This is a genomic window from Caulobacter sp. GW456-12-1-14-TSB4, from assembly GCF_059424195.1.
Genome location: NZ_JBWKZF010000007.1, coordinates 32,905 through 45,008, shown reverse-complemented (window position 1 = coordinate 45,008; position 12,104 = coordinate 32,905). Strand labels below are relative to the sequence as shown.

Below are 12,104 nucleotides of genomic sequence, written 5' to 3'. Positions count from 1 at the left end.
GACCGGCGAGCCGGCCCGCGCATGAAGTCTAGGGGATAAGTTCGTGGATCAGAAGTTGTAGCCGACAGACAGCCGCACCGACCGGCCCAGGATCGGCCGCGCGTTGGCGCCGCTGGTCGAGCGCGGGTCGCCCTCGGTCAGGCCATGGCTGTCGGTCAGATTGTCGGCGGCCACCTGGACGCTGAAGTCGCCGACATTGAAGATCGCGCCCAGATCGACCTTGGTGTAGCCCTTGAGCTTCTGGGTGTTGGCGTTGTCGCCCCAGCGGTCGTCCACGGCGCTGACCGTGCCGTAGAGCGTGGTGGCCACCTCGCCGATCCGGACGTCGTAGCTGGGCGTGAAGCGGATCTGCCAGTCGGGCTGGCGCTGGGCGCTGTTGCCCTTGTTGGCCACGATCGACGACTTCTTGATCTCGGTCTTCTGCAAGGTGCCGTTCAGGGCCAGCGACAGGCCGAAGTCCGAGCGCCAGCGACCGTCCAGCTCCAGACCGTGGGCCTTGTTGCTGTTGGTCTCCAGCGTGCCGCCGACATCGGCGAACTTGGCCCCGTCGAAGGTGTTGGCGAAGCCCGTGGCGTAGAGTTCGAACGGTCCCGAGCGCAGCTTGTAGCCCAGCTCGTACTGCTTGACGCTCAAGGTGTCGGTCAGGTTCTCACGGAAGTTGTCGAAGCTGGGGAACTTGTAGCCCTTGGAGTAGCGGGCGAAGACGCCCGAGGTCTCCGACAGGTCGTAGTTCAGGCCGACCGTGTACGAGGTCTTGGACTGGCTGTAGTCGACCGTGCGGATGGCCAGGCCGTCCGGATAGCCATTGCCGTCGTCGACCACATAGTCGGTCGAGAACTTCTCGCGGCGCACGCCGACGTCCAGGCGCAGGGGCTCGATGATCTGCCAGCTGTCGGCCAGATAGAAGGCATTGACCTTGCCGTCGCCGTTGGAGTTCAGGCCATAGGCCCAGCAGCCCGTGCCGCTGCCGGCGGTGGCCAGGTTGGCGCAAGAGACATTGGCGGCCAGGTAGTCGCCATTGGCCTTCACCTGCATCGGCTTGAAGTTGCCGATGGTCCAGAAGTCGTCCGACGAGAAGCTGGAGGCGTAGTAGCCGGCCGACACCGCGTGGGCGCCGAACGTCTTGGCGATGCTGAAGTCGTTGGTCAGGGCCTGGATCTGCTTTTCGACGATCCACGCGCCCCAGGCCTGGACGTAGTCGCCCGCGCCCAGGGTGGTCCCGCCGCGCGTGCGGACCGGGCCGCCGATGACGGTCGCCACCGAACTGGCCGTCACCGCCCCGCCGTCGGGCACGAGGCCGTAGGTGTTGGCGTCGCCCTTGGTGAAGCTGAAGCGGTCGCGCACCGTCCAGCCGTCGCCGAACTCATGCTCGAAGCTGCCGCCGGCGACATAGCCCTTCCAGCCCCGGCCGTCGGCCAGGTCGAAGCTGCGGGTCGCGCCGTTGGCGTGGACCTGCAGGGTCTGCTGGCGCGAGAACTCGCCCAGCTGGGTATAGGTCCCCTTGTCGATGCCGGGCACATTGACCGCGAACGGCAGGTACCAGGCGCCGTGGTCGTCGGTGAAGCGGGCGTAGAAGTTCACCTTCCCGCGCTCCAGCTTCTTGGTCAGGTTGACCGTGAACTGCTGGCCCTTCTCATTGTCGAACTGGGTGTCGCGCACGCCTGGCGAGCGGGTCACGTAACCGCCGGCCATGAAGTAGAGATCATCGCCCAGCTTGCCGCTCATCACCCCGTCGATGCGGCGCAGGCCATAGTCGGAGGTCGTGGCCTTGACCAGGCCCTTGGTCTCCTCGCCGCCTTCCTTGAGCATGAAGTTGGTCGTCAGGCCCGGCTGGCCGTTCGAGAAGATCGGGTTGGGACCGCCGCGCAGGGCTTCCATCCGCGAGATCGTCTCGTCGACGCGGAAGATCGACGAATTCTCCAGGAACGACAGGGTCGAGGGCGGATAGATCGGCGCGCCCTGCAGCTGGATGGTCAGGAATTCGGCGTCGCCGCTGGCGGGGAAGCCGCGCACGAAGACGTTGGCGCCGGCGACGCCGCCCGAGGTCTCGACCCAGACGCCCGGCACCATGGACAGCAGCTCGGCGCTGCTCTTGGGCGAGGCCTTGAGGATGTCCTGGGCGCTGACGGTGGTGACCGCGAAGCTGGCCGACAGCTTGTCCATGCCGGCGCCGCCGGGCGTGCCGACGACGATCACTTCCTCGACCTGAGCGGGCTCTTCCGGACGGCTTTGTTCTACGGCGGTGGCGGGCGCGGCGGCCTGGCCGGCGGCGCTGGCCGAGACCAGCAAGGGCCGTTCGCGAATGGCGTAGACGCCGCTGGCGGTGGGCTGGGCGACCAGGTTCGAGCCCGACAGCAAACGGGTCAGGCCCTCGTCGGCGCTGAACGCGCCCTTCAGCTTAGGAGCCCGCTTTCCGCGGGTAAGATTCTCGTCGAAGGCCAGTTGCTTACCCGAGGCTCGGCCGAAGGCGCGCAGGGCGCCGGCCAGGTCCTGGGCCGGTATGTCATAGGCCTGTTCAGCCCGCGCCTGCGCCTGCACGGCGCCAGGCGCGGCCAAGGCCATCAGCACGGCCGCCGAAGCGCCCAGCAGCCAGCGTTGATCGAAAGACTTGCTCATTCGTCCCTCCCTCGCGCCGTTGTTTTTCTGTCGGCGCTTTCGGTCAGTTAGACGCCTCACTCGACGGAGGACTCACCGCCGGTCGTGAAGTTTTTTGGCTGGCGCTGGAACGCGCGCAATACGGTCTCGCCGCCCTGGCCGTTCACGGCGCGCACGGGCAGCACGGCGGTGACGCCATCGATGAAGGCGCGGGTGTCGCCCGAGGTGAAGACGCCGCTGATCCGCAGGTTGGCCACGGAGGGATCGCCGATCCGCAGCTTCTCGCGGGCATAACGATTGACCCGCTCGACAGCCAACGACATCGGCTCGTCCTGGAAGACCAGCTGACCGCTCTCCCACGAGGCGGCGCGGTTCGGGTCGGCCGGCGCGACCGAGGCGGCCTCGGAATTGACCTGGGCGACCAGCTCGTGGTCGGGCGTCAGGGATTTCTCGGTCGGCGCGCCATTGACCCTCAAGAGCGGCGGCGGACGGTTCTTGGCGCCCTCCCCGTCCAATACGGCGACGTGGCCTTCGTACAGCACCACCCGCATCTGGTCGGCGACGCGCTCGACGCTGAAGGTGGTGCCGGTGGCGACCACCAGCTTGCCGCCGGCCGCGACCGAGAACGGCCGCAGCGGGTCCTTGGCCACCGCGAATTTGGCGCGCCCCTGGTCCAGCCACAGCCGGCGGCGGTCGCCGTCATAGCGGACCTTCAACACGGTGGCGGCGTCCAGCGACACGCGCGAGCCGTCTTCCAGCTCGACGATCCGCCGCTCACCCTCGGTGGTGCGATAGACGTCCGGCAGGCTCGATTGCCAGGCGAAGGCTCCGCCCAGGGCGACGGCGGCGACCACCGCCGCGGCGGCGCTCCAGATCAGGGCGCGCGGGCCGGGCTTCCTGGCCCATTGCCGGCGCTGGGCGCGGCGCAGGTCGTTCAAGGCCTCGCCGCGCAGGGCGATCATGCCGGGGTGGGACGCCTGCTCGTCCACCGCCCGCCAGGCGGCGACGGCGTCGTCCAGCAGTTCGCGATGCTCGGGGTCCTCGGCGAACCAGATGTCCAGCGCCGCCTGCTCGGCCGGCGTCAGCTCGCCTTCGGAAAGGCGCACGCACCACTCGGCGGCTTGGTCGAGGGCCAAATCCATCTTGTCGTCGTCCATGGGAGTGCTCATTCGCCCACCCTCAGCTTGCGCGTCAGGTGGCCCATGGCCTTGAGGATGTGTTTCTGCACGCCGCTGGTGGTCATGCCGTACAGCGTGGCGAGTTCGGCCTGCTTCATGCCTTCAAGGCGATAGAGCAGGAAGATGGCACGGGTGCGCTCGGGCAGTTCGCGCAAGGCGCGGGAGACGGCGCCCAGGTCCTCGCGGCCCTGCAGGATGCGGGCGGGGTCCAGCGGCTCCTGGTCGAACACCTCGCCGGCCACGGCGGCGCGATAGCTGGCCCGCACCCGCTCACGCCGTTGGCGGTCGCGCAGCAGGTTGGCGGCCATCTGGAAGATGTAGGCGTCGGCGTTCTCCATGGCCGGGTCCTCGACCCGCGCCAGCTTGGCGAACAGCTCCTGGGTCATGTCCTCGGCGTCGCTGTGGGTGGCGGCGCGGCGCATGAAGAAGGCCATCAGCGCTGGCCTGTAGCGCCGATCCAACCCTCGAAGATCGTGTGGCGCGACCTGCCGCACGGCGTACCCTCCCGATCCAGCCTGCATGACTGCTCTCGACAGTCATGACGCACATCGCGCCGGGACGCACACCAAGGCCGGCGAAGTATTTCGTCGCGTGAGCGCCGGTGCGACGGTTCCGTTCCGCCGAATTCTCATTCAACACGCTGAATTTCAAACAGAAATGCTTCCGGAACCGACCTCACGACGCCCCGTTGCAAAGGCCTCGGGGAACAGGAAAGAAGCCCATGACCCAACGCAAGACCACGCTCGCCCTCATGGGCGCCGTATCCGCTCTCGCCCTCATGGCGACCGCCTGCTCGCCCAAGCACGACGAGGCCAAGACCGCCGGCGACACGCCCGCCGCGGCCAGCCAGACGACCGAGTCCGGCAAGCCCGACGCCGACATGCAAGCCGTGCTGGATAAGCTGGCCTCGCTCGGCGGCACGCCGATCGAAAGGCTGTCGCCGACAGAGGCCCGTGCTCAGCCGACGCCGGCCGACGCGGTCAAGGCGATCATGACCGAGAAGGGCTTGGCGCCCGACGCCACGGTCACCACCAAGAACATCCTGTACGCCGGCGCCGCCGGACAGCAGAAGGCCCGCGTCTATACGCCAGCCGGTGCCGGGGCCAATACGCCGGTCGTGCTATATATCCACGGCGGCGGCTGGGTGATCGCCAATATCGACACCTATGACGGCGGCGCGCGCTCGCTGGCCAAGGAAAGCGGCGCGATCGTCGTCTCCATCGAATACCGCGAGGCGCCGGAAGCCAAGTTCCCGGCCGCGCATGACGACGCCATCGCCGCCTACAAGTGGCTGCTGGCCAACGCCAAGACGATCGGCGGCGACCCGACCCGCATCGCCGTGGCCGGCGAGAGCGCCGGCGGCAATATGGCGGTCAATGTCGCCATCGCCGCTCGCGACCAGAAGCTCCAGGCCCCGAAGACGGTCCTGGCCGTCTATCCGGTCGCCGACAGCAACATGACCACCGGCTCGAAGATGACCCAGTCCGCCGCCAAGCCGCTGAACACGCCGATGCTGGCCTGGTTCTTCACCAATACGCTGAAGAGCCCGAGCGAGGCGACCGATCCGCGCCTGAACCTGGTCGGCGCCAAGCTGGACGGCCTGCCGCCCACCACGATCATCCTGGCCGAGATCGACCCGCTACGCGACGACGGCGCCAACCTGGCCGACAAGCTGAAGGCCGCCGGCGTCCAGACCGACCTGAAAGAATATCAGGGCGTGACCCACGAGTTCTTCGGCATGGGCCCGGTCGTGGCCGACGCCAAGGACGCCGAAGCCTATGCGGGCGGCAAGCTGAAGGCTGCTCTCGGGATGTAGCGACGCCGGTTCGTCCTCGCCCCTCGCGCTTGGGGTGAGGACGATGGCCGAGCCGGATCAGGCCGCCAGCAACTCGTCGGCGGGGCCGAAGAACTCGTAGTGGATGCGGTCGACCGGCACGCCGGCCTGGATCAGCCCTTGAACGAGGCTCCGCAGGAAGGGCTTGGGCCCGCAGAGGTAGAAGTCGGCGGTGTCGAACGGCGTCTCGACCTTCAGCCAGTCGATCGAGACGAAGCCCTCGACGTCATGGCTGTCGCCCAGCACGTCGCCGGCCGCCGGTTCGCTGAAGAAGGTCGAGACCCGTGTGCCGCCGTGGGCGGCGGCCAGGGCCTTGACCTGATCGCCCAGCGCGTGGACGTCGCCGTTCAGCGCGCCGTGGACGAAGTGGGCCTCCAGGTCCGGATGATCGGCGGCGATCGCCTCCAGCATGGCGACCATGGGGGTCAGACCGACGCCGCCGCTCAGCAGCACCACGGGACGCTCGGCGGCCTTCAGGTGGAAATCGCCGGCCGGCGGGGTGGCCATCAGGACGTCGCCGACCTGGATCGCGTCATGCAGGTGGCCCGAGGCCACGCCATGCGTCTCGCGCTTGACCGAGATGCGATAGGTCTCGCCATTGGCGGCCTGGCTGATCGAGTAGTTGCGCTTGACGCCTTCTTGCGTCGCCGTGTCGAAGGCGAAGGTCAGGAACTGGCCGGGCTTGTGGGCCACCACCTTGCCGCCGTCCCGCGGGCGCAGCACGAACGAGGTGATCACCGCGCTCTCACGGATCTTCCGTTCGACCACGAAGGCCCGCCAGCCGCTCCAGCCGCCTTCCTGGGCCTCGACGCCCTGGCGGATGTCGGTTTCGCGGCCTTGCAGGATGGCGGCCAGGAACCAGTAGGCCTCGGCCCAGGCGTCCAGGATCTCGTCGGTAGCGACCTCGCCCAGCACCTCCTTGATCGCGCTCAGCAGGGCCGTGGCGACATAGGGGTAGTGCTCGGGCAGGATGTGATAGCCGACGTGCTTCTGGGCCATGCGCTCGACGACCGGGCCGAGCACGCCGAGGTTATCGATGTTGCGGGCATAGGCCAGGATGCCGCCGGCCAGCGCCTTCACCTGCGCTCCCGACTCCTGGTTGGCTTGGTTGAACAGGGCCCGGATATGGGGAGTCTCGAACAGGCGCTTGTACATGGCGGCGGTGATCGTCGCGCCATGTTCGGTCAGGGCCGGAACCGTGGCCTTGACCAAGGCGATCGTCTTGCCGCTCAGCGGGGTGGTCATCGGAAGCACTCTCGGCTTAAATATGCAGACAATATGCATCTATACCCGCGCCACCCCTGGACCAAGAAAAGATGCACCTTAAGTACATATTATCGGGCGCACCGCTCGACGGCCGTGAACCGGACTGCTAGGCGACCCTTCGATGCGCTTCACCCGCTACACCGACTACGCCATCCGCGTGCTGCTGCACCTGGCGGCGCATGACGACCAGACGGTCTCGATCCAGGAGATCGCGCGCGCCTACGACATCTCCAAGGACCACCTGATGAAAGTGGTGCAGCAGCTGTCCAAGGCCGGCCTGGTCTCGGCCCAGCGTGGACGCGGCGGCGGCCTGCGCCTGGGGCGTCCGGCCTCGCAGATCACCGTCGGCGCGGTCGTGCGCGAGACGGAGGAAGGCCTGCACCTGGTCGATTGCGCCAACTGCAAGGTCGCGCCGGTCTGCGGCCTGCCCCGCGCCCTGAACGAGGCCACCGCCGCCTTCATGGCCGTGCTGGACCGCCAGACCCTGGACATGATCGTCACCGACCAGGCCGCCGCGCGGCGTTTGCTGGCGCTCAGCAGTTGAGGGCGGTGGAATTGTACAATCGGGCGCCGCCAGGAGCGCTTAAGCCGGGATCATGAACCGGCGTTCGTCCAACCTCTCGCGCCCTGCCCACCTGCGCGCTACAGCTAGGGGAGCGAGGGCGACGGCATGAGTCATCCGGGTATCGACAGCCTGCAACCGCACGAGCGGCCGCTGTTTCCTGGCTCGCCCGCGACGCCCGACTTCTCGCTGCCCGTCCGCATCGCCTATGGCTGCGTCGGCGTGCTGCTGGCCTTCACCAGCGCCATGGGCACGGCCCTGATCACGGTGAACCTGCCCAACATCCAGGGCACGCTGGGGCTGGACCCGGCGGAGGCCTCGTGGCTGCCGACCGCCTATGCGATGACCTCGGTGTCGATGAACCTGATCCTGGTGAAGTTTCGCCAGCAGTACGGGCTTCGATTGTTCGTCCAGCTGGCGCTGGGGACCTATCTGGCCGCCGTCGTGGCGCACCTGTTCGTCAACGACTTCGCCTCGGCCCTGGTCGTGCGCGCCGCCAGCGGGGTGGCCGCCGCGCCCCTGACCACCCTGGCGATCTTCTACCTGCTGCAGGCCTTCCCGGCGGCGCGACGATTGTCGGCCTTCGTGCTGGCCTTCGGCCTGCCGCTGGTCGCCACGCCCCTGGCCCGCTGCTTCTCGCCGGACCTGCTGGAGCTGGGCCAGTTCCGCACGCTCTACCTGATCGAGCTGGCCCTGGTCCTGACCACCCTGGCCGCGGTCCTGGCCCTGCGCCTGCCGCCGTCCGAGCGGCTGAAGGTGTTCGAGTGGGCCGACTTCGTCACCTATCCGCTGATGGCCATCGGCATCGCCCTGATCTGCGCCGTGCTGGGCCAAGGGCGGCTGGAGTGGTGGTTCGCCGCCCCGTGGATGGGCGTGGCCCTGGCCGTGGCGGCGGTGCTGATCATCGCGGCCGTGGCGCTGGAATGGGGACGAGCCAATCCGCTGCTCGACCTGCGCTGGGCGATCACGCCCGACTTCATCGGCTTCATCCTGATCGCCTTCCTGACGCGGGTGCTGCTGGCCGAGCAGAACGTCGGCGCCGCCGGGCTGCTGGCCGCCGTCGGCATGGGCCAGGAGCAGACCCGAGACCTCTATGTGGTGATCACCATGGCCACCCTGGCCGGCGCCGTCGTCGGAGCCCTGACGATCAGCCCGCAGACCGTGTTCTTCCAGATCATGATCGCCGTGGTCCTGATCGGCGTGGCCGCCTTCATCGACAGCCATTCCAATGACCTGACCCGGCCGGCCCAGCTCTATGTCAGCCAGTCGATGCTGGGCTTCGCCACGGCCCTGGTCCTGGCCCCCACCCTGCTGATCGGCTTCATCCAGGTGCTGCAGCGCGGCTGGCGCTCGTTCCCGACCCTGGTCGTCTCGTTCGCCGTCACCCAGAACCTGGGCGCCCTGTTCGGCAACGCCCTGGGCCAGACCTTCCAGTACGATCGGATGCGCTTCCACTACGCCCATCTGGTCGGCCAGCTGGACGCCACGATCCCGTTCGTCGCCGACCGCCTGCGCGCCGGCCCCTCCGCCCTCGTCGGCCAGGCGACGCGCGAGGCCAACATCCTGGCCTACAACGATCTCTTCCTGCTCCTGCTCGTCCTCGCCGTGCTGACCCTGGCCAACACCGCGATCTTCACGCTCCGCGTCATCGCCAAGATGAAAGCCGCGCAAAGGGCCGCCTCATGACCGACGCCGCTGCTCCCTCCCCCGAAGCGCCCTCCGCGGCTGCTGGCGAGGCCCTGCGCCACCCGACGCATGTCAGTCCGGGGACCCTGGCCATCGCCGTCACCGCCGCCGTCGCGGCCGTGCTGGTGATCCTGTTCGTCTGGCGCCTGCCGCCGTTCGCCACCAGCCTGCAGGTGACCGAGAACGCCTATGTCCGAGGCCAGGTCACGGTCATGGCCCCACAGGTCAACGGCTATGTCGTCGAGGTCGCGGTGCAGGACTTCGACCACGTCCGCCAAGGCCAGCTCCTGGCTCGCATCGACGACCGTATCTACAAGGCCCGCGTCGAGCAGGCCAAAGCGACCCTGGCCGCGCGCGAGGCCGACCTCTCCAATCTCGACCAGGCCCAGCGGGCCCGCACCGCCGCGCTCTCGGGTCGCGAGGCCGAGCAGGCCTCCGCTCAAGCCCAGGCCGCTCGCGCCCGCGCGGACCTCGCCCGCATCAACGACCTGGCCTCCGACGGCTCGGTGTCCCTGCGCGAGCGCGACCAGGCCGTGGCCACCCTGCGCCAGACCGAGGCGGCCGTGCGCCAGACCGCCGCCGGCGGGGAGATCGCCCGCCAGGACATCCGCTCGGTCGCCGTCTCGCGCGATGGCCTGAAGGCCGCCGTCGAGGCCGCGCGGGCCGCCTTGCGCCTGGCGCAGATCGACCTGGACAACACCCTCATCAGGGCTCCGCGTGATGGGCAGCTGGGCGAGGTCTCGGTGCGGCTGGGCCAGTACGTTTCGGCCGGCACGCAGCTGCTGGCCCTGGTCCCCGCCCGCCTGTGGGTGACGGCCAACTACAAGGAGGCCCAGACCGCCCGCATGGCCGTCGGCCAGCCGGTGACCTTCACGGTCGACGCCCTGGGCAAGAAGAAGCTGCGCGGCGTGGTCGAGGACTTGGCCCCAGCCACCGGCTCGGAGTTCGCGGTGATCCGGCCCGAGAACGCCACCGGCAACTTCGTCAAGGTCGCCCAGCGCATCCCGGTCAAGATCGCCATCAGCCCGAACCAGCCGCTGGCCGCGCGTCTGCGGCCGGGCATGTCGGTGGTGACCAAGGTCGACACCAAGGGCGGCCGCTGATGCGCCGGCTGCTCCCGCTTCTGCTGGCCAGCGCGGCGTTGAGCGCCTGCGCGACCACCGCGCCCGAGCGCCCCCCTTCGCCCGTGCCGCCGCCGGCCGCGTGGCGCACGACGCCGAACGCCCAAGGCGCTCTGGCCGCCGACTGGTGGACGCTGCTGGGCGATGCGCAACTGAACGCCCTGGTCGACAAGGCCCTGGCCCGCAACGCCGACATCGCCCTGGCCACGGCCCGGGTAGACGAGGCCCGCGCCCTGGCCCGGGTCGCCCACTCGGCCTTGGTCCCGACGGTCGACGCCGTGGCCGGGATCCAGGGCTCGCGGCAGCTGGATGCCTTTGGCCGCTCCTACGAGTCTACCGCCGAACAGATCGGCCTGCGCGTCGCCTACGAGGTGGACCTGTGGGGCCGGGTCCGCGATCTGGACGCCGCCGGTCGCGCCAGCCTGCAGGCCAGCGCCGCCGCCCGCGACAGCGTCCGCCTGGCCGTCGCCGCCACCGTCGCCCGGGCCTATATCGGCCTGCTGTCGCTGGACGCCCAGCTGGCCGTCGCCAAGCAGACCATCGCCGCCCGCGAGGCCGGTCTGCACGTGATCGAACGCCGCGAAGGGGCCGGCTACTCCACCAAGCTGGAGCGCGACCAAGCCCAGGCCGAGCTGGCCGGCGTCCGTCGCCAGGTCCCGGCCCTGGAGCTAGCCATCGCCCGGCTGGAGGCCTCGATCAGCGCCCTGACCGGCGATCCGCCCGGCCCTATTGCGCGCGGCGGCGATCTCTCGGCCCTGCTGAGAAACCCAATCCCGGTCGAAGCGCCTTCCAGTCTCCTCGCCCGCCGGCCCGACATCGCCCAGGCCCAGGACAGCCTGATCGCCGCCGACGCCAGCCTGGCCGCCTCGCGCGCCCAGCTGCTGCCGCAGCTGCGCCTGTCGGTGTCGGCCGATCGGGTGTTCACCGACGCCCTGCCCGATCCGGTGGCCTTGTGGAACGTCGGCGCGGGCCTGGCGCAGCCGATCTTCAACGGCGGCCGGCTGAAGGCCCAGGTCCAGGCGTCCGAAGCCCGCAAGGCCCAGGCGGCAGCCAGCTATCGCGGCGTGGTGCTGAACGCCTTCGCCGAGACCGAAACCGCCCTGCGCGCCGTCGACGCCTTGCAGCGCCAGGAGAGCGAGATAATCGCCCAGCGCGCCGCCATCGCCGAGGCCGCCCGCCGCGCCAAGGATCGCTATCGCGCCGGCTATGCCTCGTACCTCGAGCAGATCGACGCCGAGCGCGGCCTGCTGGCCGCCGACCAGGCGGTGATCCAGGCCCGCGAGGCCCGCGCCGTCGCCGCCGTCGACCTGGCCAGGGCGTTGGGCGGCGGCTGGACGCCGGCCCCTTAAGTAGTCGCCGAACAACGGTACAGACGCGGTTGAAAGCGGCTGTCCGGGGCTCTAGACCGGCTCCCGTCTCAGGAGCACCCCATGGCCGTCACCGTCTATCACAACCCCAAATGCAGCACCTCGACCAAGACCGTCGCCCTGCTGCGCGAGGCCGGCTTGAACCCGACGGTGGTGGAATATCTGAAGACCGGCTGGACTCGCGAGCAACTTGTGGACCTCGTTCAGCGCTCGGACACCGATCTCAAGGGCTTGCTGCGCAAGCTGGGCACGCCGGCCGAGGAGCTGGGTCTTCTGGAGGCGGACGTTTCGGACGAGACGCTCCTGGCGGCGATGGTCGAGCACCCGATCCTGGTCAACCGTCCGATCGTCGACGGCCCCAAGCGCGTGGTGCTGGCCCGGCCGATCGAGAAGGCCCTGACGGTCGTCTGATTTCGTCCGCACACGGACACGACGTCGTAAAACTGTCGCGGAACCGTGACAAAAGGCCCAGCATTGCTCCGGCACGTTCCCCCG

10 protein-coding genes are annotated in these 12,104 nt (G+C 69.1%); 6 read left to right on the top strand and 4 right to left on the bottom strand.

The annotated features are described in order from the left end of the window. Window positions 1–48: 48 nt before the first annotated feature. Genes AC07YH_RS08675 through AC07YH_RS08665 form a run of 3 tightly spaced genes read right to left on the bottom strand, consistent with a single transcriptional unit; the run spans window position 49 to window position 4,294 of the window. The gene (locus tag AC07YH_RS08675; protein ID WP_494746600.1) at window positions 49–2,616 is read right to left on the bottom strand and encodes a TonB-dependent receptor; all 2,568 of its coding nucleotides are present in this window, start codon (window positions 2,614–2,616) and stop codon (window positions 49–51) included. 56 nt (window positions 2,617–2,672) lie between these two features. Next, window positions 2,673–3,752, bottom strand: coding sequence for a FecR family protein (locus tag AC07YH_RS08670; RefSeq protein WP_494746599.1), 1,080 nt, complete (start codon window positions 3,750–3,752; stop codon window positions 2,673–2,675). 8 nt (window positions 3,753–3,760) lie between these two features. Next, entirely contained in the window at window positions 3,761–4,294 is a 534-nt protein-coding gene (locus tag AC07YH_RS08665; RefSeq protein ID WP_494746598.1) for an RNA polymerase sigma factor, read from the bottom strand. A 200-nt stretch (window positions 4,295–4,494) separates the two neighbouring features. Between AC07YH_RS08665 and AC07YH_RS08660 the strand changes: the two genes are divergently transcribed. Beyond that, window positions 4,495–5,589, top strand: a complete 1,095-nt coding sequence (locus AC07YH_RS08660; protein ID WP_494746597.1) for an alpha/beta hydrolase — start codon at window positions 4,495–4,497, stop codon at window positions 5,587–5,589. Between the two features lie 57 nt (window positions 5,590–5,646). Here the strand turns inward: AC07YH_RS08660 and hmpA are convergent, their stop codons facing one another. Further along, window positions 5,647–6,852: an NO-inducible flavohemoprotein gene (gene hmpA / locus AC07YH_RS08655; RefSeq protein ID WP_494746596.1), complete on the bottom strand. Its 1,206-nt coding sequence runs from the start codon at window positions 6,850–6,852 to the stop codon at window positions 5,647–5,649. A 142-nt stretch (window positions 6,853–6,994) separates the two neighbouring features. Between hmpA and AC07YH_RS08650 the strand changes: the two genes are divergently transcribed. From AC07YH_RS08650 to arsC, 5 genes are all read left to right on the top strand, one after another. Then, window positions 6,995–7,417, top strand: coding sequence for an RrF2 family transcriptional regulator (locus AC07YH_RS08650; protein WP_494746595.1), 423 nt, complete (start codon window positions 6,995–6,997; stop codon window positions 7,415–7,417). A 126-nt stretch (window positions 7,418–7,543) separates the two neighbouring features. Next, window positions 7,544–9,121, top strand: a complete 1,578-nt coding sequence (locus AC07YH_RS08645; RefSeq protein ID WP_494746594.1) for an MFS transporter — start codon at window positions 7,544–7,546, stop codon at window positions 9,119–9,121. Beyond that, window positions 9,118–10,224: an HlyD family secretion protein gene (locus AC07YH_RS08640; protein WP_494746593.1), complete on the top strand. Its 1,107-nt coding sequence runs from the start codon at window positions 9,118–9,120 to the stop codon at window positions 10,222–10,224. The genes AC07YH_RS08645 and AC07YH_RS08640 overlap by 4 nt, the downstream gene beginning before the upstream one ends. After that, complete coding sequence (locus AC07YH_RS08635) at window positions 10,224–11,591, top strand: efflux transporter outer membrane subunit (protein WP_494746592.1); 1,368 nt, start codon at window positions 10,224–10,226, stop codon at window positions 11,589–11,591. Before AC07YH_RS08640 ends, AC07YH_RS08635 begins: the two co-directional genes overlap by 1 nt. An 81-nt stretch (window positions 11,592–11,672) precedes the next feature. Further along, on the top strand, window positions 11,673–12,020 hold the full coding sequence (gene arsC / locus AC07YH_RS08630) for an arsenate reductase (glutaredoxin) (protein ID WP_494746591.1): 348 nt from the start codon (window positions 11,673–11,675) through the stop codon (window positions 12,018–12,020). The last annotated feature ends 84 nt before the right edge of the window (window positions 12,021–12,104 follow it).